The 24,111-nt window shown below is 63.5% G+C and carries 19 protein-coding genes and 1 tRNA gene; 9 read left to right on the top strand and 11 right to left on the bottom strand.

Annotation, left to right across the window (positions count from 1 at the left end; translation table 11 throughout):
• Positions 1–414 precede the first annotated feature (414 nt).
• Together BJ122_RS18050 and BJ122_RS18045 are read right to left on the bottom strand one after the other, a co-directional pair.
• On the bottom strand, positions 415–948 hold the full coding sequence (locus tag BJ122_RS18050) for a cytochrome b (protein WP_181418998.1): 534 nt from the start codon (positions 946–948) through the stop codon (positions 415–417).
• Between the two features lie 54 nt (positions 949–1,002).
• Complete coding sequence (locus tag BJ122_RS18045; protein ID WP_103011385.1) at positions 1,003–1,449, bottom strand: hypothetical protein; 447 nt, start codon at positions 1,447–1,449, stop codon at positions 1,003–1,005.
• A gap of 430 nt (positions 1,450–1,879) precedes the next feature.
• Between BJ122_RS18045 and BJ122_RS18040 the strand changes: the two genes are divergently transcribed.
• On the top strand, positions 1,880–2,059 hold the full coding sequence (locus BJ122_RS18040; RefSeq protein WP_110782657.1) for a hypothetical protein: 180 nt from the start codon (positions 1,880–1,882) through the stop codon (positions 2,057–2,059).
• A 110-nt stretch (positions 2,060–2,169) separates the two neighbouring features.
• Here the strand turns inward: BJ122_RS18040 and BJ122_RS18035 are convergent, their stop codons facing one another.
• Together BJ122_RS18035 and BJ122_RS18030 are read right to left on the bottom strand one after the other, a co-directional pair.
• The gene (locus BJ122_RS18035) at positions 2,170–2,607 is read right to left on the bottom strand and encodes an EF-hand domain-containing protein (RefSeq protein WP_110782655.1); all 438 of its coding nucleotides are present in this window, start codon (positions 2,605–2,607) and stop codon (positions 2,170–2,172) included.
• Between the two features lie 36 nt (positions 2,608–2,643).
• Positions 2,644–4,932, bottom strand: coding sequence for a TonB-dependent receptor family protein (locus BJ122_RS18030; RefSeq protein ID WP_110782666.1), 2,289 nt, complete (start codon positions 4,930–4,932; stop codon positions 2,644–2,646).
• A 926-nt stretch (positions 4,933–5,858) separates the two neighbouring features.
• On the opposite strand from BJ122_RS18030, the gene BJ122_RS18020 reads away from it, so the two are divergent.
• Positions 5,859–7,064 (top strand): amidase family protein, encoded by a 1,206-nt coding sequence (locus BJ122_RS18020; protein ID WP_110782651.1) that lies wholly within the window; start codon positions 5,859–5,861, stop codon positions 7,062–7,064.
• Positions 7,065–7,161: 97 nt separating this feature from the next.
• On the opposite strand, the gene BJ122_RS18015 is transcribed toward BJ122_RS18020, so the two are convergent.
• A tRNA-Ile gene (locus BJ122_RS18015) sits at positions 7,162–7,237 on the bottom strand.
• A 186-nt stretch (positions 7,238–7,423) separates the two neighbouring features.
• Entirely contained in the window at positions 7,424–8,659 is a 1,236-nt protein-coding gene (locus BJ122_RS18010; RefSeq protein ID WP_110782663.1) for an MFS transporter, read from the bottom strand.
• Between the two features lie 263 nt (positions 8,660–8,922).
• Between BJ122_RS18010 and flhA the strand changes: the two genes are divergently transcribed.
• Positions 8,923–11,064 (top strand): flagellar biosynthesis protein FlhA, encoded by a 2,142-nt coding sequence (flhA, locus tag BJ122_RS18005; RefSeq protein ID WP_110782649.1) that lies wholly within the window; start codon positions 8,923–8,925, stop codon positions 11,062–11,064.
• Positions 11,065–11,366: 302 nt separating this feature from the next.
• Positions 11,367–11,564 (top strand): hypothetical protein, encoded by a 198-nt coding sequence (locus BJ122_RS18000; RefSeq protein ID WP_110782648.1) that lies wholly within the window; start codon positions 11,367–11,369, stop codon positions 11,562–11,564.
• A 222-nt stretch (positions 11,565–11,786) separates the two neighbouring features.
• On the opposite strand, the gene BJ122_RS17995 is transcribed toward BJ122_RS18000, so the two are convergent.
• From BJ122_RS17995 to fliI, 4 genes are all read right to left on the bottom strand, one after another.
• On the bottom strand, positions 11,787–12,929 hold the full coding sequence (locus tag BJ122_RS17995; protein WP_110782646.1) for an anti-sigma factor: 1,143 nt from the start codon (positions 12,927–12,929) through the stop codon (positions 11,787–11,789).
• Positions 12,929–13,477, bottom strand: coding sequence for a sigma-70 family RNA polymerase sigma factor (locus BJ122_RS17990; RefSeq protein WP_110782644.1), 549 nt, complete (start codon positions 13,475–13,477; stop codon positions 12,929–12,931). Before BJ122_RS17990 ends, BJ122_RS17995 begins: the two co-directional genes overlap by 1 nt.
• Positions 13,478–13,657: 180 nt before the next feature.
• On the bottom strand, positions 13,658–14,077 hold the full coding sequence (fliJ, locus tag BJ122_RS17985) for a flagellar export protein FliJ (RefSeq protein ID WP_110782642.1): 420 nt from the start codon (positions 14,075–14,077) through the stop codon (positions 13,658–13,660).
• A gap of 109 nt (positions 14,078–14,186) precedes the next feature.
• A complete protein-coding gene (gene fliI / locus BJ122_RS17980) occupies positions 14,187–15,512 on the bottom strand; it encodes a flagellar protein export ATPase FliI (protein ID WP_110782640.1) in 1,326 nt (441 codons plus the stop codon).
• A gap of 373 nt (positions 15,513–15,885) precedes the next feature.
• Here fliI and ctrA point away from each other — a divergent pair, with 373 nt between their 5' ends.
• Positions 15,886–16,587 (top strand): response regulator transcription factor CtrA, encoded by a 702-nt coding sequence (gene ctrA, locus BJ122_RS17975; protein ID WP_027276280.1) that lies wholly within the window; start codon positions 15,886–15,888, stop codon positions 16,585–16,587.
• A 398-nt stretch (positions 16,588–16,985) separates the two neighbouring features.
• Here ctrA and BJ122_RS17970 read toward each other — a convergent pair whose 3' ends face one another.
• Positions 16,986–17,624 carry a LysE family translocator gene (locus tag BJ122_RS17970; protein ID WP_245407791.1) on the bottom strand — a complete coding sequence of 213 codons (639 nt, stop codon included), beginning with the start codon at positions 17,622–17,624 and terminating at the stop codon, positions 16,986–16,988.
• A 202-nt stretch (positions 17,625–17,826) separates the two neighbouring features.
• On the opposite strand from BJ122_RS17970, the gene BJ122_RS17965 reads away from it, so the two are divergent.
• The 4 genes from BJ122_RS17965 to BJ122_RS17950 all read left to right on the top strand — a co-directional run.
• Positions 17,827–18,498, top strand: a complete 672-nt coding sequence (locus tag BJ122_RS17965; RefSeq protein WP_110782659.1) for a transglutaminase-like domain-containing protein — start codon at positions 17,827–17,829, stop codon at positions 18,496–18,498.
• A gap of 474 nt (positions 18,499–18,972) precedes the next feature.
• Entirely contained in the window at positions 18,973–20,664 is a 1,692-nt protein-coding gene (locus BJ122_RS17960) for a methyl-accepting chemotaxis protein (RefSeq protein WP_110782638.1), read from the top strand.
• A 514-nt stretch (positions 20,665–21,178) separates the two neighbouring features.
• Positions 21,179–22,870, top strand: a complete 1,692-nt coding sequence (locus BJ122_RS17955) for a methyl-accepting chemotaxis protein (protein ID WP_110782636.1) — start codon at positions 21,179–21,181, stop codon at positions 22,868–22,870.
• Between the two features lie 240 nt (positions 22,871–23,110).
• On the top strand, positions 23,111–24,111 hold a 1,001-nt coding region (locus BJ122_RS17950; protein ID WP_146227222.1), incomplete at its 3' end, for an MCP four helix bundle domain-containing protein.

The following is a 24,111-nucleotide window of genomic DNA, read 5'->3' as shown; positions in this document are numbered from 1 at the left end:
ATCGGCAACCGATAACTATCGGCTGCTGAAGCACTCACCGAGAAGAGAGGCTTGAGAGGCACGGAAGCCCGCCAGGACCCGGAGGTCTCGGCGGCAGCGCCGCGCTCAGTGGCTGTCTTATAGGGCATGGCCTCTCGGACTGTCAACACTGTCGTGCGCAAAAAATGAAACGGATGCGACGGACCGGCGACAGAACAACGAAGTCACTGAATTTATTGCGAGAAATTGGAACCGCCGGAGGCCGCATCACTGTGGATCGGGCCGCTTTCGGTTCGCTGGGCGGCAAAAACTTTTGGTTCGGGAGCGATTTTTTCCTCCCGGGCTCTGCAAAAAACGAGGGGCACCGGCCTTGGCCGGCGCCCCTCTGGCGAATTTTTGCCGGTCGACGTCTGATTCTGGGGGCTAAATCGAGCGCTATTCGGTGAACCAGATCCGTCGCAACAGCCGATCGCGGCGGACAATATGGTGATAGGCGGCCGCGGCGATGTGAAAAGCCAGCAGCGCCACCAGCAGCCGCGCCCCAAAAGCGTGCGGCAGCCGCGGCGGATAATGCCAGAACCGCGGCAACCAGACCGGATCGGCCGCGAAGATCGCCGGCAGCGCGCCGCTCAGGATCATCATACCGATCCCGCTCGCGGACATGCCGAGCAGCACCACATAGAGCAGCACGTGCACCGCCCTCGCCAGGCGCTGCGCGCCGGTCGTGCCATCGATCGGCTCCGGCTTGTGGTCGTAGCCGAGCCACCAGCCGATCCGCGCCAGGGTCAGCACCAGCACCGCGACCGCCACCGGCACATGAATGCGCAGCAGCGCCGCCTTGCTCTCGATGTCGAGCGCGTATGCGGCGCGAAAGCCGGTCGCCAGCAGCACCAGGATCAGCGCCGCGCTCAGCCAATGCATCCAGATCGCCACCGTGCCATAGCGATCAGGCGAACTTTTCAGAGCCATTGACGCTCTCCATAGCCAAAGGGCACCAAAAACTGCCGGAGATAGGCGCCGCCGTCAGGCGGCCCCCACTCCAAAGCGGCGCGTGAGCCGAAAACCGTCGCGGATGCTGAGTCCGAGCAAGGTCAGGTTGATCGCACCGGCGAGCAGCTCCACCGCCTGCACGGCATTGAAGATTTGATCGAACTGCCCGGCGCTGGCGCGCTGCTGCAGCACGATCGCGCATGGCACCAGCACCAAAAGCCCGTTGAGCGCGATCAGCGGCATGCGCCGGCGTTTTTGCGCCACCCCGGGATGTGGCGAGGCGCCGCCGAGCTTGAAGCCGGTGATGCCGGTGACGGCGATCGCCGGGATCAGCAGCAGCAGCCCCCACAGCACGCCGAGCTTCACGGCTGCGATCGCTTGGTGATCGCCGCCAAGCTCGACCACCACCGTCGAGACCCAAAAACTGAGAATGGTGAGAAAGGCCGTTATTCCGGCAATCGGATGCAGCGTCCTGATCATGAAAACCTCCATCGCAGACGTTGTGGATCGAGGCGGCCACGCCGCCACTGCCCCCTCCCCGCCCGTGCCGCTCACCCCGGGCGCAGCTCAGCCGGGATTGGACCAGACCCCGACCAGCTCGGGCCGGATCTAGGAGAGAGGTAAGTGACAGCATTCTGTCGGTTTGGCAGCCTGCTGTCAAATTACGAAATAGACAGCAACGACCGATCGCCGGCGCGCGATGACCGGAGGGCGGTTGGGAGAACGTCAAGCGCTCAGTTGTGGGGTTCGAGCGAAGGATCGCGGGACTGGCGCGGGCGCCGTCAGAACGACGGACCGGCCTGCACATGCAGCGGCTCTCAGCTTCGGGGGCGGAATGGCGCAAGTGGTTGATCAGCGCCATGCAACTCGCTTAGGTTGCATTAAAAGCAATGCACACGCGGAAAAACCGATGGAATTGAAAGAAGAAGGGCTAGAAGCGGGCGCAACGCCCGCCAAGCCCTCCCCGACCGACGCCGCTGCCGCGCAACAGGCAGAAGCTCGCGACCATATCGCAAGAGCGATGTCGGAGATCGACCACAACCTTGAAATGCTGGCGAACGCCGTGAAGCGGATCGCTGCGAAGCTGTGAACTTTGGGCCCACCCCCGTTCGCGGAGCATCGCCTTTACCAATGGAGGCTCGCGGCGGCACAGGACGAGCACCGGGAGACGACCGCCTCCCGGTGTCGCGTTCTCGGCCGTTACTTGGCCAGATCGAGCAGCGTCACGGCGCCATCGCCGTCCTTGTCCAGCGACTTTAACCAGCTGTCGCCGCCTTTGAGGAATTCGTCGCGCGACACCCGGCCGTCGCCATCGGCATCATTGCGCGGCATGCTAAGGCCGTCCGCGACCCGCCGGATCTTGACGCGGTCGTCTTCCGAGAACCGGGCAATCCCGGTTTCGCGGACCTTGTCGAACTTGGCCTGCTCCTCGCGGTCGAGATAACCGTCGCCGTCGGCATCATAGGCCGCGAAGCGATGCTCGCGGCCCTGGCGGATCTCGGCGAGCGACACGGAGCCGTCGCCATTGGCGTCCCATTGCTCCAAGAAATGGGACAGGCTCGATGGGTCGGCCGCCGCGGCGGGAGACGCGACCGACGAGACAAAGGCCAAGGCCAGCAGCTTCACACGCAGTTTCATGTCAAATCCTCAGTTTGCATTCCATCAAACGCCATCTCAGAAGGCAGCCTTCACGCCCGCATAAAAACCTCGGCCATCGCCGGGCAGAAACGCGGCGTGATCGGGCCGCGCCAGATCGACCACCAGCGTGGTCGCCGCGTAGTTTGTGTTGAACAGATTGGTAATCTGACCAAATACCCGAAAAGTCTTGTCAATCTTGTACTCGCTGCGCAAATCGACCACAGCGTAAGGATCGGCATAGAGCGTGTTCATATTGTCGACCGGCACCTTGGTGACGCTCCAGCGCACCGCGCTTTGCACCATCCAGGAATCGGTGGCCTGCAATTGCAGCTGGGCATAGACCAGATGCGGCACCACGCCGCCGAGCCGGTTGTTGCCGCGCACCGGATCGTCGACAAAGCGGAAGTCCTGATAGGTGTAGGCGAGCCGCCCCGACAAGCGATCGGTAATCTTGACGCCGCCGCCGAGCTCGACGCCGAAATGCGTGGTGCGATCGGCATTGGCGCCGCCGATCGAAACGCCGGTGGCGTCGCGCAGATCGAGCAGTTCGTTGTCGAGCCATGAGTAGTAGCTCACGACATCCCAGGACAGGCGATCGGCGCGGCCGCGCCAGCCGCCCTCCACCGTCACCGCGGTCTGTTCCTTGAGATTGGGCGTCACGAACGCTGCCGCGACCCGCGCCGGATTGGTCGGCGTCGGCCGTCCCGGGCTCGAATTCGGGGTGCCGTTGATGGTCGAGATCAGGTCATCATGGGTCGGCGGCTCAAAACTATGGCTGCCGGCGATGAAGAAGGTCTGCAGCGCGTCGGGACGATAGGACAGCGCCAGGCTGGGATTCCAGCCTGAATAGCTGCGCGAATAGCTGTTGTTCTGGGTCGGCACCGACCCATTGGGCAGCAGCATGGTCGGATTGGCGGGACTGTAGGCGATCGTCGGCCGCCGCGACGCCGTATAGAGGTCGTCATTATCGCGCGTCGCGTAAGCGTAAGAGATCCCCGGCGACACCACGAATTTCTGCCACACCGGCACGTTGGCGCCGGCATAGAGCGACAGCGTCTGGGCATTGAGCTTGTTGGCGCCGAATGGCGCGCCGGTCTGGCCGCTCTGATTGATGTGGTAGTCGCGGTTCGCCGAACCGACCGTGTATTGCGCCGTGGTTTCAAACAACGGCAGCAGCGCGTCGGCGGGATTATAGGCGTAGCGGAACAGGCTGGTGAAGTCGCCGCCCGCGGTCGAGCGCACGCCCGCCGACACCGGGAAGCGGAACGTGTCGTCGGTATAAGTGTAGCCCATCGCCACGTCGAACAGATGCGCGTCGACCACCGCCGTGGTGCGGTTGCCGACCATGAACTGGCTGGCGTCCCGGCGCGGCTTGTCGCGCACGGCATTGGGGCCTGGCCTCGTCATCACCCCGCCGACCATCACCGGCCCGGCCGACACCTGGCGCGGATTGCTCTCGAGCGCCTGTTTGCTGAGCGGCCCGGGCACCTCAAAGCCAAGATCGGTGTAGCCCATGAAGAACCGGGTCTTGACGTTTTCCGACAGCGCGACGCCGATATTGCCATTGACGCTGACGCGATCGGAGCTGTTGTAATCGCGATATCCGTCGCGGCGGTTGGTGTCGAACCGGAAGAAGGCGTCGACATTGTCCTTCCTGCCGCCGACCTGGCCGCTGGTGTTGATCTGACCAAAACTGCCACCGCTCACCGAGAGCTGCGTGCCCGGCTGGCTCGATCCGGTCGGCGACACGAAGTTGATCGCGCCGCTCAAGACGCTCGCGCCGAGCCGGTTGGCCATATAGCCGCGATAGACCTCGATCGCCTCGGCCTGCTGCGGATTGGCGAAGCCGACAATATAGGAGCCATCGGCGCGGTTGATCGGCATGCCGTTTTGCAGGATCAGCACGCCGCGCTCCGCCGGATTCTGCTGCGCCGAGCCACGCATCTGGATGCGCGGCTGATCATTGCCGCCCAGAAAATTCTGGACGATCACGCCCGGCACCCCGCTCAATGCATTGGACAGTGTCGGGTTGCCGGCATTGGCAAAATCCTGCTGCGGCACCAGCGCGACGCCGCCCGGCAGCACATTAAAGCGCTGCCGAACGATGTCGGCGGGTTGCGCAGGCGTCACCGGCGCCGGTTCTGGCGTTGACGCCTGCGCCGTGGTTGAGCGCGGCCGGGTGGTCGTTGGCCGCGCCGGTTGCCGGACATGTTCGACCACGATGGAATCGAGCGTGATCGATGCTCCGGGCGTTGCCGATTGCGCCAGGACGATCTGGCTCGATGCCGACAACAACAGCAACGCTGTGATCGCCCGCAGCGACAATTGATTGCCAACGCACCGGCCCGCACCGATCGCAGTCTCGAACTGAAATTCCTGTCTCACGCATACCCCCAATGGTCTTCAATGCTGCGCACGCGGCCGCGCCGCCTCAGAGTTGGGCGGACCAACCGGACGCAGATGTCCCGGCACGCAGAGCCGGCTCTGCGCGTTGTTTCGTGCTAGCGATGTTAGTTGCTGGATGCCGTTAGCTCACTGCGCGCCGACCAAAGGTCATCGGCCCCGTGCTCAGCTCGCGCGCGTCACCCCTGCCGGCCGCCGCGCGGCATCAAGCGATGTCAGGCCTCTTGCCGATCCGCGGTCGACGCTCCTAACGCGACCGGATCGGCACGCACGCCGAGCTTTCCGGCCAGCGCCAATTGCTGCAAGCGATGGCGCGCCCAGACCCTCGATGTCGAGCGCGACGACAATGGATCGCGCGCCAAATCGCTAGCCGGCGCGCTGGCGTTGGCTAAGCCCTCGATCTCGGTAGCTTTCACTGCGCAAGACTCCCTGTTGATGAGACGCACCCGCCACATCGCGCCAACCTCTCCGCATGGTGCGGTGGTCACGCGATGGCCGAGCGATTGCTCTCCATGCCCCGGCCGATTTGGAATGACTCCAAGAGATCACCAACCAAATCGCGCCATCTGCGCAACTAACTGCAATCAAGAACGACCCGCAGTCAAAACTTATCTCTTGGAAAACTCCCAGCTTGGAAATGGTCGAGATTTGACGCGCGGCAACGACGCGACGTGATCGAGCACGTGCTTCTAACTGGGTGGTGATGGCGAGATCAGCGACGCTGATGATGGAGGCGCGGAGAGACAGGTCGCGGCTTCGGATTTTGCGACAGACGCCCGTGCTTGCCTTGGCTCGGCGGTGTAGAGCGATGCGACGTGTCGTTCAGAATCGCGTGCTAGAAAGACAACATGTTTACGCCCGCAACAGACCCGTCCGGAGCGCTGGTCGAACAGGTGGATCTCGCCCCACTGCGCCAAGGGCCGCTTGATGGGCTGAAATTCACTGTGAAGGATAACATCGACCTCGCGGGCTATAAGACTTCCTATGGCAGTCCAGCGTGGCGCGACGCGCATCCGGCACCGATTCACAACGCCCTTTGTGTCGATCAACTGCTTGGTGCCGGCGCTCGCTGCGTCGGCAAGGTCGTCGCGGACGAGTTTACCTATAGCCTCGACGGGGAGAGCTTCTATTTCGGCACGCCCCGCAACGCGAAAGCGCCAGATCGCGTGCCGGGCGGCTCATCCAGCGGTTCTGCGGCGTCGGTCGCCAACGGTCTTGCCGATTTCTCGCTTTGCACGGATGCGGGAGGTTCGATCCGTGTCCCGGCGAGTCTTTGCGGCCTTTGGGGGATGCGTCCCTCGCTCCATCGGATTTCCGAAGCTGGAGTCTTGCCGTTTCAGCCAAGCGTCAGCACCGTAGGTGTGCTGGCGGATCGGTTCGATGTGCTCAATGCCGCGATGCGCGTGTTGCTCAACAGCCCGACATTGCCGGTGTCGTCGCCAAGGCGCATTTTGTTGTTGCACGATGCGCTGGAGATCGCGGATTGCGCCGTGCGGGATCAAGCCGGCGTGGCCTTGCAGCGAATAGCAGCAAACATCGGCACGACTATCGAGACGATCCGATTCTCAGAGATCGTCGGAGAGCCGTGCGAGCTGAACGACTGCAATCTGAACGGACTGCGTGATCTTCAGACGGCCGAATTCCAGAGCACAGTCGGCAATTGGATCGAAGCCAGCAAGCCGCAGCTCGGCTTCACGTTCTCGATGGCCTATGAACATGTCCAGAAGTTCGAGCGCATCGCGGCGCTGGACAACATGGCGCGGTGTGAACGGCTCTTCAGGCAGATCAATGCCTTTGTCGCCGCGGATACAGTGATCTGCTTTCCCACGACACCGAAGATCGCCCCCTTCAAAGGGTCGCTGAACACGCTCAAAGCGGTGATGGACTTTTACGATCCGACCATGACGATCACCGCGTTTGCCGGCGTCGCGCGGCTGCCGGAAGTCGCCGCGCCGCTGTTGACTGTGGAAGGTTGCCCGGTCGGCCTATCATTTGTGGCAGGCCACTATCAGGATGAGTTCCTGCTAAACGCGGTGCGGGAAATGGTTGGCTGATTGTCGCTCGGGGGCAAACGGTTGTTGTGTGTGTGAGACCGGATCGGCCACGCCTTCGGGGGAGCAACCGTCCTTCGCGGATGTGGGGAATCTTGTTTGGTGGGCCCGGCAGGACTCGAACCTGCAACCAGACCGTTATGAGCGGTCGGCTCTAACCATTGAGCTACAGGCCCCCGGCGCAAGGCGCGGTGGTGCCGCCCCCTCTACAATGCCGTTCGGCGCCGGGCAATTGCCCCGTGGCACCTGCCCCCATGCGCGGCGCGCCGGAGCCGCGAAGGCGGCGATCGCCACGACCCGAAACGCGGCCGAACCAAAGCCGCGCTGGGCGGGACGCACGGTTGTCGCACAAAGCCAGCGGGTCACGCCGGCACGAGCCGCGGCCGGACCCGCAGCCACAGCAGCACCATGATGGCGATGTTGAGCGCGTTCCAGGCCATGCCATTGAGAAACGCCGCGGCATAGGAGCCGGTGGCATCAAAGATCAGCCCGGAGAGCCAGCCGCCCAGCGACATGCCGAACACCGAGGCCAGCACCACCAGGCCGACCCGGGTGGCGGCCTCCTGCGCTGGCATCGCCTCGCGCACGATGATGGCATAGCTCGGCTCGATGCCGCCCTGGAACAGGCCGAACAGCGCCGAGATCAGATAGAGCGAGCCGAGCCCGTCGAACATCAAATAGAGCAGCAGCGCGATGCCCTGCGCCACCGAGCCGAGCAGCAGGGTCGGGATGCCGCCGATCTTGTCGGCGAGCATGCCGGAGCCGATCCGGCTCAGAATGCCAAAGCCGAGCATCAGCGACAGCATCTCGGCGCCGCGCGCCGGGCCGTAGCCGAGATCGCCGCAATAGGCGACGATATGGACCTGCGGCATTGCCATCGCCACGCAGCACGCCACGCTCGCCATACATAAGAGTGCGGTCAGCGTCGGCACCGGCAGCCGCAGATCGATGCGCGGCGGCGGCGCGCCCTGGTGGTGCAGCGGATGATGGCGGCCGAGCCGGCGCTGCAACAGCAGCAAGATCGCGCCCATGGCCAGCACGCACACCAGCGCCACCATCATATGGGTGATCCGCCAGCCAAATTGCTGGGTGCCCCAGTTCAGCAGCGGCGGCCACAACGCGCCGCCGAGATAATTGCCGCTGGCGGCGACCGCCACCGCGAGCCCGCGATAGCGCTCGAACCAATGCGACGCCTCGGCCATCAATGGTCCAAAAGTCGCCGAGGAGCCGGCGCCGATCGCCAGATGCAGCAGCACGAAGGTGGCCAGATTGGGCGCCAGCCCGGCGCCAAGATAGCCGAGCCCGAGCAGCGCGATGCCAGCGGCAATCGCCAGCCCGATGCCGTGGCGGTCGCACAGCCGGCCGGCGGCGACGCCGCCCAGCCCGAAACCGAGCATGGCAAAAGTAAAGGCTAGCGAGATCGCGCCGCGGCTGGCCGCAAATTCGGCCTGCACCACCGGCAGAACGACGACCACCGACCACATGCCGACGCTGCCGATCGAACCGATCACCAGCGCCAGCCCGAGCCGGATCCAGGCCGGGCGCGAATCAGGAATGAACACAGCCGGTTGACCGGCTTGATTGAGCGGCGTTTCCACGAGGCCAGCTTCGAGGGCCGGCGCGGCATCGTCAAGACTCATTCGCATCAGCCGGCCCAAACCGCGGCGGCGCATCGGTCGCAGCCGCCGTTAACCTTTCGCTAACCATGCACAGGGCAAAAATTGCCTAGCGAGGCGAACTGCGCGCGGGAACGGCCAAGGCCGGGCAACGCTGACGCGGCCGCATCGCAGCCACGGTCCGGCGACCGGGGCAGGCGTTGGGGGACTCGCGGGCCGTGCGCCGCGGGGGGAAAGCGGCAACAATGTCGGACGTGACGGCGGGTCAGGGCGGCGGCGGGTTTCAGTTCCCCAGCCTCGGCGATATCGGCAGGATTCTAAAGCGCAGCGACCTCGCGCTGGCGTTCGGCGTGCTCACCATTCTGGTGGTGCTGATCCTGCCGCTGCCGGCGCTGGTGCTCGACCTGTTTCTGGCGATCTCGATCACGCTGTCGGTGCTGATCCTGATGACGGCGCTGTTCATCCAGGCGCCGCTGGAATTCTCCGCGTTCCCGACCGTGCTCTTGATCTCGACCATGCTGCGGCTGTCGCTGAATCTGGCCTCGACCCGGCTGATCCTGTCGCACGGCCATGAGGGCACCGCGGCCGCCGGCCACGTCATCGAAGCGTTCGGCAGCTTCGTGATGGGCGGCAATTTCGTGATCGGCATCATCGTGTTCGCGATCCTGGTGATCGTGAACTTCGTGGTCATCACCAAGGGTTCGGGCCGTATCGCGGAAGTCGCGGCCCGGTTCCAACTCGATTCGATGCCCGGCAAGCAGATGGCGATCGACGCCGACCTCGGCGCCGGCCTGATCGACGAAGCCTCCGCCAAGAAGCGCCGCAAGGAACTGGAAGACGAAAGCGGCTTCTTCGGCGCCATGGACGGTGCCTCGAAATTCGTGCGCGGCGACGCCATTGCCGGCCTGCTCGTGGTGTTCATCAATGTGATCGGCGGCATCATCATCGGCGTCGCCCAGCAGGGCATGACGTTCATGGATGCCGCGCGCAGCTACACGCTGCTGACCGTCGGCGACGGCCTGGTCACCCAGGTGCCGGCGCTGATCGTGTCGACCGCCGCGGGCCTGCTGGTGTCGAAGGCCGGCGTCACCGGAGCCGCCGACAAGGCGCTGATCAAGCAATTGTCCGGCTATCCGCAGGCGCTCGGCATGTCGGCCGGCGTCATGCTGGTGCTGTCGCTGCTGCCGGGCATCCCGATGCTGCCGTTCCTGCTGCTGGGCGGCGGTGCGGCGGCGTTGGCGCTGTCGGCGCGCAAGCGTCAGAAGGCGGCTGCGGCTGCCGAACCGAGCGCGATCGACGCGGCGCTGGGCGGCGGGCCGGCGGCGGCAGCTGCGGCTGCGGCCGCTGCCGAGGAGCCGATCTCCGCGGCGCTCAAGATCGACGATCTCAAGATCGAACTCGGCTACGCGCTGCTGCCGCTGGTCAATGGCCCCGATGGCAGCGACCGGCTCACCGAGCAGATCAAGGCACTGCGCCGCTCGCTGGCGATCGAGATGGGCTTTGTGATGCCCTCGGTGCGCATCCTCGACAACGTGCAGCTCGAAGCCAACACCTATGTCATCAAGATCAAGGAAGTGGACGCCGGCAATGGCCGGATCTGGCCGAACCAGTTCATGGTGATGGACCCCGGCGGCAACCAGGTCACGGTGCCCGGCATCCACACCATCGAGCCGACTTTCGGTCTGCCCGCCACCTGGGTCGATTCCGCGCTCAAGGAAGAGGCGACGCTCAAGGGCTATACCGTGGTCGACGCCGCCACCGTGCTGTCGACCCACCTCACCGAGCTGATCAAGGCCAACGTCGCCGACCTGCTGTCCTATGGCGAGACCCAGAAGCTGCTCAAGGACCTGCCGAAGGAACAGGGCGAGCTGCTCAAGGACATCGTCCCCGGCCAGATCACCATCTCCGGCGTCCAGCGCGTGCTGCAATTGCTGCTCGCCGAGCGGATCTCGATCCGCGACCTGTCGACCATTCTGGAAGGCATCGCCGACGCGCTGGCGTTCACCCGCAATCCGTCGAACATCGTCGAGCACGTTCGCGCCCGCCTGGCCCGGCAGATCTGCGCGCAAAACACCTCGCCGCTCGGCTATCTGCCGCTGATCGCGCTGTCGGCGAAGTGGGAGCAGGCCTTTGCCGAATCGATCATCGGCCAGGGCGACGAACGCACCCTGGCGATGCAGCCGTCGAAACTGTCGGAGTTCATGACCGCGGTGCGCGACCGGTTCGAGCAGGCGGCGCGCGAAGGCGAGGCGCCGGTGCTGGTGACCTCGGCGGCGATCCGGCCGTTCGTGCGCTCGCTGGTGGAGCGCTTCCGCGCCCAGACGCCGGTGCTGTCGCAGGCCGAAATTCATCCGCGCGCCCGGCTGAAGACGGTCGGCAGCGTCTGAGCGCGGCATTTCCGCAACAGCCAAGCGGTTAGCGCAACAGAGGCTGCCAGATACCGCTTGAGGCGCCGATTTTACCGCCTTTGGAACAAAGCCGCAAAACCCTGAAAAACCACGATAATTTTTGCTTTACCATGAAAAGGCCGCATTTTAATCGCGGCCTTTCAAGTCTTTTCACTCGGATGTGATCGACTATCGGGAACGCAAAGCCGGATTCCCACGTTTTCTGTCGGCAGGGCGTTGAACCGCCGGTCGAATCAAAAAGACCAATCTTCGAAAGGCGGATGTAACGGCAGGAGGCTGAGATGAATCACTCGATTTATAGCGCCGACCGATCGACCCACCTCAAGATCGTGGTGATGGCGCTTGTGGCCGGCGTTGTTGTGGCGGGCCTCGGCATCTCAGCACGTGTGACCGACGATTCCTTCACGCAGACCGCACGGGTCATCAAAGCCGGACAGCCGGTGACGGTGAGCACCTCGAACGCTTCGATGGTTCGCTAACGCGCAACCTGAAAGCTCGATCCCAGCCGTCGCGTGAACCGGCCTCTTGAAACTCGCCTTTCGCACGGTGCCGCAACCAGCCCCAAGGCCGTGCGGAGAGCTGGAGTCCCCTCCCCCCAATGGGACCCAGTAGGAAAAACGCCCGCGCCCCACGGGCGTTTTTTCATGTCTGCCGCTGGCGCCCCGGCGACGAGCATTGGCAAAGACGAACTCTGATCCAAGCTATTTGCCGGCCACGCCCTGCGGCACCGTTTCCATCAGCTTGCCGGTGAACACCACCGGCCCGGTGGCAACGCCGGTCGGCGAGCCGCCCTCGGGTTCGACAGTCACCGCATAGGTCGCCTCGTGCATGGTGTCGTCATCGAATGACGCCAGCGCGCCGCGGATGGTGAAATCACGTTCGCCGATCACGCCCAGCGAGCGCGGCCGCTGCAGCTTGTCCGACACCAGCCACAATTCATAGCTGCGGCCGGCCTCGTCCGCTGCGCCAACCTTGCGCACCGAGAATTTCTTCGAGCCGGCATCGACGGTCAGGATGAAGGCCGGCGACGAGGCGTCTTTCTGCAGCAGTGCCACATATTGCGCCGGCATCGGCGGCGGCGGCGTCACCACGCGCACGATCTGGGTGCGCACCGCCGGCCGCAGCGCTTCGGGCAACATGTCCGGCCGATACAGTTGCGCGACGATCACCATCAGCAACGAGGCCGCGATCGCGCTGACGCCGGTCGCGGTCCATTTCCAGCGACGCGCCTGCCAGGCAAAGCGCACCACCCGCATCGATTCCGGGCTGAGCCCCGAGCCGTTGCTGGCGGGCGCCGGTTGCGGCGGCGGCAAAGGTGGCGGCGCGTCGATCTTGGCCTCGTCCGGCACCGCGGCGTGCGACTGCCGAAGTCCGGCCGGCGTACCGTTCGGCTTCTGCGGCGTGCCCGGCATCGCGAACACCGGCGCGATGGTCGCGGTGCGGTCGGCGGCATAGTTTTCGAGGCCGGGGGGCGCAATCACGATGTCGCCGGCGTGCGGCGCAGCGGCGGTTTTCCCCGCAGGAGCCGATCCCGCATGGACCGGCGCGGTCTCGGCGGCGCCAGCGGCACGGGCAGCCCCGGCCGACGACGCGACGGCGTGCGCGGGCGCAGCCACCGCGGCCAGCCCGACCGCCTTTCTGATCCGCTCCCAGAGCTGCGGCGACGGCTCGACCGGATCGACCATCTGATGCAGCACCGCCATGCGCAGCTGCCACGCCTCGATAAGCTCCGCGAATCGCCGATTCGCAGCCATGGTCAGCTCGATCTGGGCGCGCTCATCGGCGTCGAGCGTACCGAGCGCGTATTCCGCGGCGAGCGCGATATGATCCTCTGTCAGTTCCATCATGCCAATCCCAGGCACGCTCGAATGTCGAGCATGCTGCGGCGCAGCCAAGTCTTCACAGTGTTGACCGGCGCCTTGAAGCGGTTCGCCAATTGCTCGCGGCTCCATCCGTTGTAATAGGCCAGCAGCACCAGCTCCTGCCGATCCGGATCGAGCCGGCTGATACACCCCAGCAGCCGCGTCAATTCCTCGGTCATTTCCCGATTCGCCAGCGGATCGGCGCTGTCGGCGGCGACGTCGAGAGCCGAAGGCTCCTCCTCGATCGACACCTCGCTCCGCTTGCGCACCACGTCGATCGCCCGATTGCGCGCGATCGATACCATCCAGGTGATCGGCGACGACAGCTCTGGATTGAACTGCGCGGCGCCGTTCCAGATTTTGACGTAAGCCTCCTGCAGCACCTCTTCCGCGAGATCCTGTCGCTGCAAAATACGCAGCACCACGCCAAACAGTTTCGCGCGGGTGGCGGCATAGAGCCGCTCGAACGCCGCTTCGTCGCGCTCCGCGACGGCGGCCAGCAGCGAGATCAACTCAGCCGGCGTCAGCATTCACCCCCCGATCACGGACAAACGACACCGCCGCCAGACCTGGCGACGCCCCGGGCGTATCATAGCTTGGCTCGCCGCGTTCCAACAGGCCGCGCGCGGCACTGTAAACAGCCAGCACGAACAGCCCGGGCCCCAAGGGGCCCAGGCGGTTCAGATCAGTGGTGACGAAAAATCAGGCGATCAGGCGATGGCGCCGAGTCGGGAGCGCATCAGGCCGATGCTGTCGAGATCGGCCTGCTCGCGGGCGCTTTCCTCGGCGCGTTCGCGGGCCTGATCACGCTCGTCGAGCAGTTCGACCTTCTTCAGTTCGTCGAACGCTTCATTGAGATGGGCGCGGGCGTCCTCGAGCTGGACCCGCAGTTCATCGGCAGACCGGGTCAGGTTTTCCCGGCGCTGGATCGCGGCCTTGGCATAAGTCGGATAGGCAAAATGAGTCGGGTCGTTGATACCGGCCCGCTCTTGTTCGGCCACGATTTCGCGCTCAAGCTCCGCCGACATCCGTTGAAAATCGGCGATCATGCCCTCGATCTGCGCGACCCGTCGGCGTTTTTCGTCGACCTGAAATTTTTTCAGGCGGATCAACGTATCGCGTGACTTCATCGACTCTTACTCCCCAGAAGTCCCTCTCTGGCATGGGACATCGCCGGTCGCCCGAATGGGGCATCGCCGGCCAACGCAAGTATTCTGTTGGTATGATGACCGGACAAAGTTAGCGTTCCGTTTCCAGGTTGGCGAGCAATTGCTCCAGTTGCGCGTAGCCGTCGCGTAGCGAGGTCGCATCACCCTTGCCCTGGCGCAGAAAGTTCTCCAGCGGCTCGTGCAGGCGGATCGCTTCGTCGACTTCGACACTGGAGCCGGCCCGATAAGCACCGAGCCGGATCAGTTCTTCCATATCAGCATAAGTGCCCATGATCTGTCGCGCTCGTTTAATCAGCGGCAGATAAACCGGGTCGGCCGATTTCGGCATGGTGCGCGACACCGACTTCAAAATGTTGATCGCCGGATAGCGGCCGCGTTCGGCGATCGCGCGCTCCATCACAATATGGCCGTCGAGAATGCCGCGCACCGCGTCGGCCACCGGCTCATTATGATCATCGCCATCGACCAGCACCGTGAAGATGCCGGTGATGGTGCCTTCGCCGAGACCCGGCCCGGCGCGCTCGAGCAGTTTCGGCAGTTCGGTGAACACGGTCGGCGTATAGCCCTTGGCGGTCGGCGGCTCGCCGGCCGACAGCCCGATCTCGCGCTGCGCCATGGCAAAGCGCGTCACCGAGTCCATCAGGCACAGCACGTCTTTATCTTCGTCGCGAAAATACTCGGCGATCGCCAGCGTCAGATAGGCCGCCTGCCGGCGCATCAGCGCCGGTTCGTCCGAAGTGGCGACCACCACCACGGAGCGCGCCAGACCCTCGTCGCCAAGGTCGTCCTGCAAGAATTCCTGCACTTCGCGGCCGCGTTCGCCGACCAGCCCGATCACCGAGACGTCGGCATCGACATTGCGCGCCAACATCGACAGCAGCACCGATTTGCCGACGCCCGAGCCGGCGAAGATACCCATGCGCTGGCCGCGGCAGCAGGTCAGAAAAGTGTTGAGCGCGCGCACGCCGAGATCGAGCGGCTGGCCGACCCGTTTGCGGGAATGCGCCGGCGGCGGCGCATTGCGGAACGGCATTGGCGACGGCCCCTGCAAGAGCGGCCCCTTGCCATCGACCGGCTCGCCCATCGCGTTCAGCACCCGGCCGAGCCAGGCCGGCGACGGCCGCACCTGGGCGGCGGCATTGGCGATCACCGCGCGGCAGCCGCGCCGCACCCCTTCCAGCCCGGCGAACGGCATCACCACGGCATTGTTGCCGGAAAAGCCGATCACCTCGCACGGGATGCTGCGGTTGCCGCCGGTGTCGATCACGATCCGCGCCCCGACGCTCATGGCATGGATCGGCCCGGCGATTTCCACCATCAGGCCGCGCACGCCGACCACCCGGCCGTACATCAGCACGCCGTCGATATCGCCAATTTGTTCCGCGAGCGCCTTCATTCCGAACAAAGCCTTAAGTTCTGGCCGGCTGCAGCCAAATCCTTAACCTCGTGTTTACCCGCATCGTTAATCATTACGACACTGTCTTTGATCGGCTGAAAGACGCTCGCCCCGACAGTATGACGGGACGAAACGTAAAAGTCGGTTGCGACCGGCTTTTAATTTGGCTTCTGAACTGGTGAGAACACAAAAAGCTGCTTTCCTGCAACATCTTACGGCGATTCGATGAAAATTGCACCGTTAGAGCTTGCAGACGTGAATCAGGTTTTGTTAACCATATCAGGTCAGGTTCCGAATCAGTTGTTCGAAGGCGTTTCCAGTGCCGCAAGTAGTGCGGACGCCTGACGCCGCGTGGCGCTTATAGGGGACTGGCATGCGCGTATTGCTGATTGAAGATGACAGCGCGACTGCGCAGTCGATCGAATTGATGCTCAAATCCGAGAGCTTCAACGTCTATACGACCGACCTCGGAGAAGAAGGCGTCGACCTCGGCAAGCTGTATGACTACGACATCATTCTGCTTGATCTGAACCTGCCGGACATGTCCGGCTATGACGTTCTCAAGCAGCTGCGTGTCTCCAAGATCAAAACACCGATTTTGATCCTCTCCGGCCTGGCCGGCATCGAGGATAAGGTCAAGGGTCTCGGCGTCGGCGCCGACGACTATATGACCAAGCCGTTCCACAAGGACGAGCTGATCGCCCGCATTCATGCGATCGTGCGCCGTTCCAAGGGCCACGCTCAATCGGTCATCCAGACCGGCGATCTGGTGGTCAATCTCGACACCAAGACCGTGGAAGTCGGCGGCCAGCGCGTGCATCTGACCGGCAAGGAATATCAGATGCTCGAGCTGCTTTCCTTGCGCAAGGGCACGACGCTCACCAAGGAAATGTTCCTGAACCACCTCTATGGCGGCATGGACGAGCCCGAGCTGAAGATCATCGACGTCTTCATCTGCAAGCTGCGCAAGAAGCTCGCCAACGCCTCCGAAGGTCGCAATTTCATCGAGACGGTCTGGGGCCGCGGCTATGTGCTGCGCGAGCCGTCCGACGACGAGGCCCGCATTCCGGCCTGATCCAGTTAGCCAGGGAGACCGACCACCTCCCAACTCAACTACCCCGCCCATTTGGCGGGGTTTTTGTTTTTGGGGCAGGGTTTTTCGGGGATTTTTCGGCAGAACCAACCGGCTCAGCAACTCTGCGACGTCAATTTGCGCAGGTCTTGAGACCGAGGCGCCCTCCCTCCCCCTTGCGGGGAGGGTGGACGGCCGTCAGGCCGGCCGGGTGGGGGGCCCGAGTCCGTGCGCGCTGCCCCCACCCCGGCCTCCATTCCGACGATGCTGCGCATCGTCTCCATTCGGCCGACCCTCCCCGCAAGGGGGAGGGATGACGAGAGGCTCGGCGATCTCTGGTCGCCGCTGGCGTCGGCTTGCGGCAACGCCGTCCTCAATGCCGGAACGCTGCCGGAAACGCGCTAGCTCCGCGCCGACAGCAGCAGTCGCAGCCCGAGCCCGCCCAGAAACACCGAGGTGCCGCGGTCGATCCAGGTCTTGGCGCGCAGATAGCGGGCCCGCACCCCGGCCTGGCCGATGAACAGCGCGACCAGCGAATACCAGACCACCTCATTGAGGGTGACGATCACAACCAGCGCCGCCACCATCCATGGCGACGGATCGGCCGGCAGCATCGCCACGAACACTGAGCCGAAGAACACCACCACTTTCGGGTTCGACAGCTGGGTCATGAACCCTTTTAGGATCAGGTGCTGCGAGCCGGCGCCGGCGGCGTGTTCGAGGTCAACCGCCGACGCCGCATGCCGAAAAATCTGTAGCGCGATCCACAATAGGAACAGCGCGCCCATCACCTTCATGGCGCTGAACAGCATCGGCATCGCCGCAAACAGCGCGTTCAGCCCCAGCAGCGCCGCCGTCGCCCACACCACGGTGCCAAGGCCAAGGCCGAGCGCCAGCTTGATGCCGTCGCCTGAGGAGCGCGACACCGCGGTTTTGGCGGTGATCAGAAAGCTCGGCCCTGGCGAAATCACAGCCAAGAGCTGCACCAAACCGATGCTCACCAAAGTGGTCAGATTGTCGGACAGCAAACGCCCCTCCACCGGCCGGCTTTGATGGCGGCGCCCCATCGCGCAGCCTGGTCAGACACGGCAAGCCTGCCGCTGTTTAGCGGGCACGCGCGGCGCTGAACAGGTTTGTCACCGCTCACCTGCGATTGTGGCGCGCGATCAATTCGCCGCTTGCGAGCCGCGCGGCGGCGCGCCTATCCTGTCGCCCGGCCCGCCCCGATCATTTGAGCCCCGCATGACCAGTGAAACCGGCCTTGGTGTGTATCTCGCGCCCGCAGAATTCGTCGACAGCGATCATCCGCAGGTGCAGCGCTTCGCCGCCGCGGCGATCGCTGGGGCCGATACGGTGCAGCAGCGGCTACAGCTTCTCTATCGCGCGGTGCGCGACAGCATCCGCTACAATCCTTACGTCGATTTCCGGAGCCGCGAGATTTTTCGCGCCAGCAGCGTGCTGCAAGCCGGCAATGGCTATTGCGTCGGCAAGGCCGCGCTGTTCGCCGCGACTTGCCGGGTGATCGGCGTGCCGGCGCGGGTCGGCTTTGCCGATGTCCGCAACCACCTCGCCACGCCGCGGCTGTTGCAGATGATGCAGACCAATCTGTTTGCCTGGCACGGCTATACCGAATGCCTGGTCGAGGGCCGCTGGGTCAAAGCCAGCCCGACTTTCAACGCGACGCTATGTGAGAAACTGAATGTCGCGCCGCTGGAGTTCGACGGCGTGCAGGACGCGTTGATGCAGGCGTTCGATGCCGGCAACGCCCGGTTCATGGAATATGTCGCCCAGCACGGCGCCTATTTCGACGTGCCGGCGAAATTCCTGCTCGCCGAGATGGCAAGGCAATATCCGCATCTGGCGGCCAGCGGCCCGACGCTCGGCTCTGCGCTCGAGGATGACAGCGCGGCGTAACGGGCCGCGCCGTTAACCCGGCGCTAACCATCATTGCAGCTTAACGAATTTGGCGCGGCCGCCGCGCCAGCCGACGCCATGGCTGGAAGCGGCACCGAATGCGCACTGCCGCGCGTGTTGCGAGCTAGACGCAACCAAATATCTAGTCGATCAACGTCATTTCTGGCTCAATTTACGTCATACCAACTCAATCCGCGCCATTTTGCATCGCCGAAGTGAGTTCGCCTGACGAACGTTCGTTTCGCTAAGTGATCGTACGAGGCTGCAAATTAACGTTGCAACAAGTTCTCAACACCACTGTGCAGGAACAAGGCCGGGCAACGCTCAAAGCACCGGCACGATCCGTAGAGCGATCGAACGCGACATCGAGCCTGGTCGGTTGCCGGGCGCAGGTCGTCTCGGTCTTGAGTTGGTGAACTTGCCCAGACCCGTACCAGCGGCAGCGAGGGCAGCGAGAACAGGGATTGTCGAACGATGTTTGCGAAATTGTCGATCCGAACGAAGATTACGTCGCTGGTGGCCATGCTGCTGATCGTGATGTCTGGGCTTGGCACCCTCGCTCTTTTCCAGATGCGTACACTGAACTCCAGCACCGTTGATCTCGGCACCAATTGGTTGGTCGCGATCAAGGAGCTCGGCAACCTGCGCACCAACATCGCGCTGTACCGCAACGGGCTGCGCAGCCATCTGATCGACATGACCACCGACGGCAAGCTGGAAATCGAGAAGAAGCAATCGGCGATTCTCGAGGAGCTGAACAAAGCCAAGCTCGGCTACGAGAAGACCATCGTGTTGCCTGAGGAGAAGAAGCTCTACGAGGATTGGAGCCGCGAGTGGACCGCCTACACCACTGAGGCGAGCAAGGTGCTGGCGATGTCGCGCAAGAGCGTCGGCCAGTTTCCGATCGAAGCTTCGGATTACCTGACCCGAGCGATGGGGACGATCAATGATCGCATGGACGATCTGCTGAAGCGCGATATCGACCTCAACAACAAGGCCGCCGACGAGGCCACCAATTCGGCAGCCTCCACCTACAGCACGGCGCTGTTCGTGGTGATCGCGATCCTCGGCACAGCGATCGTGATCGGCGTCGTCGCCAGCATTCTGGTGATCCGCGACATTTCACAGGGCATCGCTTCGATCATCAGCCCGATGCAGGCTTTCACCCACGGCAATCTCAATGCCGAGGTGCCGCATCGCGGCGAAAAGACCGAAATCGGCACCATGGCCGACGCGCTGCAGATCTTCAAAGAAGCGCTGGTGGCCAAGGAAGCGGCCGACGCCGCCGCAGCCAAGGAAGCCGAGGAGAAGATCGCGCGCGGCCAGCGCATCGACCAGGCCACGCGGCAGTTCGAAGCCACGATCGGCCATATCGTCGAGACCGTGTCGTCGGCCTCGACCGAGCTGGAAGCCTCGGCCGGCACCCTGACCGCGACCGCCGACCGCTCGCAGGAACTGACCACCTCGGTGGCCGCTGCCTCTGAGCAGGCGTCGACCAATGTGCAGTCGGTGGCGTCCGCGACCGAAGAGATGACCTCGTCGATCAACGAGATCAGCCGTCAGGTGCAGGAATCCGCGCGCATCGCTCATGAGGCGGTCGATCAGGCCCACAAGACCAATGACAGCGTCAGCGAGCTGTCGCAGGCCGCGAACCGGATCGGCGACGTGGTCGAGCTGATCAACACCATCGCCGGCCAGACCAACCTGCTCGCCTTGAACGCCACCATCGAGGCGGCCCGGGCGGGCGAAGCGGGCCGCGGTTTTGCCGTGGTCGCCTCTGAAGTGAAAGCGCTTGCCGAACAGACCGCCAAGGCGACCGGCGAGATCAGCCAGCAGATCGGTGGCATCCAGTCGGCGACGCAAACCTCGGTCAGCGCCATCAAGGAGATCAGCCTGACCATCAGCCGGATGTCGGAAATTGCCTCGACCATCGCCTCGGCGGTCGAAGAGCAAGGCGCCGCCACCCAGGAAATCTCCCGCAACGTGCAGGAGGCGGCGCGTGGCACCGAGCAGGTCTCGTCCAACATCATGGACGTGCAGCGCGGTGCCACCGAAACCGGCTCGGCCTCAACGCAGGTGCTGTCGGCGGCGCAGTCGCTGTCGCAGGACAGCAACCGCCTGAAGCTGGAGGTTGCCAACTTCCTGCAGACCGTGCGGGCCGCGTAGCAACCTGCACCGCGCGCCAACCATGGCGCGCGGTGTCTCTTTGCACGCTTCATTATCTTTACCGCGGTTGAGTTCGCGCCACCGCGCTGACGACTAACCTGACCCGAAGCGAGCCAGCGACGCCAGTCGTCGCTGGCTCGCTTTTCGTTTATGTACGGTTCTGGTCAGGCCGCGAACGTATCGTTCGCATCATGAATGAAGTAAAACAAATAGCGAGCGGAAACGGCCCACGAGCCGCCAGCTCCGCGCTGGACTGCAACCAAGACTCGCACCACATCGCCCGCTGCTACCTCGTGGTGATACGGGGTCTGGAATTAACGCACCAACAATCTTGGCACCACAATCATCAGGCGAACAAGCGACGGCCGGGCGTCTGTAGCCGACCGTCTTTCGTAACGACCAGATTCGAACTCACCCCGGCCTTCTTGCGGGGCTGATGTCTGCTGCCTCACGTCAGCGCGACTGGCCGGTCAGTGCCCGTTCATTGCCAACGTCTCGTCGCAGGGGTCACCATATGTTTTCCGCACTATCAATTCGTACGAAGTTTTCCGCGCTGGTCGCGATGTTGCTGCTCGCCATGTCTGGCCTCGGTCTTTACGGCCTGCTGCAGATGCGCACGCTCAATGCCAACACCGTCGACCTCACCGCCAATTGGTTTCTGGCGGTCAAGGAGCTCGGCAATATCCGCGCCGACATTGCTTACTATCGCAATGCGGTCCGGTCCCATCTGATCAACACTTCCGCCGAAAGCATGAAGGAGATCGAAGGCCGGCTCGCTTCGATTGGCGCCTCGGTGCAGAAAGCCAAGGTCAGCTACGAACGCACCATTTCCACTCCTGATGAGCGCCGGCTGTACGAGCAATGGTCCAACGAGTGGGATCGTTACCTGGTCGAAGCCGATAAGGTGCTGGCGTTGTCGCGCAAGAGCGTCGGGCAATTCCCAGCTGAAGCAGCCGATTATCTCGCCAAAGTCGTGTCGCCGATCGGCCAGCGCGTCGATGCCGAGCTGAAGCGCGACGTCGACTACAATGACAAGGGCGCCAACGAGGCGATGGCCTCGGCAGCGGACACCTACACCACCGCCATCTATTCGGTGATCACCATCCTGATTGTCGCCGTGGTGGTCGGGGTGGCGGCCAGTTTCATGGCAATCCGCGATGTCTCCATCGGCATCGCCTCGATTGTGAAGCCGATGCAGGATTTCACCCGCGGCGATCTTAGCGCCGACGTGCCGCATCGCGGTCAGAACACCGAGATCGGCAGCATGGCGGACGCGCTGCAGCTATTCAAGGAAGCCCTGATCGCCAAACGCGACTCCGACGCCGCTGCCGCCAAGGAGGCCGAGGAGAAGATCGCACGTGGTCAACGGGTCGACGCCGCGACGCGCCGCTTTGAAGGCTCGATCCGTGAGATCGTCGAGACCGTGTCGAAGGCATCGAGCCAGCTCGAAGCCTCGGCGGGCACGTTGAGCACCAACGTCGAACACGCCCAGCAGCGCACCACCACCGTGGCCGCCGCCTCTGAGCAGGCTTCGACCAATGTGCAGTCGGTGGCCTCGGCGACTGAGGAAATGTCATCGTCGATCAACGAGATCAGCCGTCAGGTGCAGGAGTCGGCGCGGATCGCGGGCGAAGCGGTCGACCAGGCGCGCAAGACCAACGACCGGGTCAGCGAGCTGTCGCAGGCTGCCGCGCGGATCGGCGACGTGGTCGAACTGATCAACACCATCGCCGGCCAGACCAATCTACTTGCGCTCAACGCCACCATCGAAGCAGCACGCGCGGGCGAAGCCGGCCGCGGATTTGCGGTGGTCGCCTCAGAGGTGAAGGCGCTTGCCGAACAGACCGCCAAAGCCACCGGCGAGATCAGCCAGCAGATCGGCGGCATCCAGACCGCGACCCAAAGCTCGGTCAGCGCCATCAAGGAAATCGGCCAGACTATTAGCCGGATGTCGGAAATCGCCTCGACCATCGCCTCGGCGGTCGAGGAGCAAGGCGCCGCCACCCAGGAAATTTCGCGCAATGTGCAGCAGGCGGCGCGCGGCACGCAGGAAGTATCGTCCAGCATCATCGACGTCCAGCACGGCGCCAGCGAAGCCGGATCGGCGGCCACGGAGGTGTTAAGCGCGGCGCAATCGCTGGCGCGCGACAATGAGCGGCTCAAGCAGGAAGTGTCGAGCTTCCTGCAGACCGTGCGCGCGGCGTGATCGAGCGCACGGGGTAGTAACTCCGACTGCAAACACCTCGTAATTGCCCTCATTTTGATATTAAGGAGCTAACAAGGCTGAGGCTCAATGATCAGCCGAAACTTGTTGGACCCAGATCAGCAATATTTCCGCCTAGTGAACAGTTAGACTTACTAAGGCGGATCGCGCAACATCTCTGGCGTCCGTGGACAAGTTCGGACTGGCGTTGGTGCTAATCACAATTTCCGACAAGGACTCCCCATGTTCGCAAAGCTCTCCATTCGAACAAAGATCACTTCGCTGGTCATCATGTTGCTGCTCGCGCTGTCCGGCCTCGGCGTAATCGGGCTGATGCAGATGCGCTCCCTCAACACCAGCACCGTTGATATCGGTACCAATTGGCTGCCCAGCATTAAGGAGCTGGGCAATATGCGCACCTCGATCGCGCTGTATCGCAATGCCCTGCGCAATCATCTGCTCACCTTGGGCGCCAAAGAAAAGGGCGATGAGGAGAAGCGCCTCGACGCCATTCTTGCGACACTCACCAAACAACAGAACGTCTACGAGAAGTTGATCTCTTCGCCGGAAGAGCGCCGGATCTTTGAGCAGTGGGCGCGCGAGTGGGGCACTTATCTCGCGGAAGCCGCCAAGGTGATCGCGCTGTCGCGCCAGAGCGCCGGACGCTATCCCGAGGAGGCATTCAACTATCTGTCGCAGACTGTGGCGCCGATCAGCCAACAGGTCGATGAACTGCTTCAGCGTGATATTGACATCAATGACAAGGGCTCTGATGGATCGATCGACTCCGCAGCCTCGACCTACAATTCCGCATTCTATTTCGTAATCACCATTCTGCTGATTACGGTGGTGATCGGCGCCGGTGCCGGGCTGTTGACGGTGCGCGACGTGTCGCAAGGCATCGCCTCGATCGTGAAGCCAATGCAGGATTTCACCCGCGGCGATCTCACGGCCGAGGTGCCGCATCGCGGCGAGAAAACCGAGATCGGCACCATGGCCGACGCCTTGCAGATCTTCAAAGAAGCGTTGGTGGCCAAGCGCGACGCCGATGCCGCCGCCGCCAAGGAAGCCGACGAGAAGATCGCGCGCGGCCAGCGCATCGATCACGCGACCCGGCAGTTCGAGACTTCGATCCGCGAGATCGTCAACACCGTGTCGTCGGCTTCGACCGAGCTGGAAGCTTCGGCCAGCACGCTCAGCACGAACACTGATCGCGCCCAGGAGCTGACCACTTCGGTGGCCGC

Source organism: Rhodopseudomonas faecalis (genome assembly GCF_003217325.1).
Taxonomy (GTDB): Bacteria; Pseudomonadota; Alphaproteobacteria; order Rhizobiales; family Xanthobacteraceae; genus Rhodopseudomonas; species Rhodopseudomonas faecalis.
The sequence above is the reverse complement of the archived record's forward strand: the minus strand, read 5'-3'. Positions and strand labels throughout refer to the sequence as shown.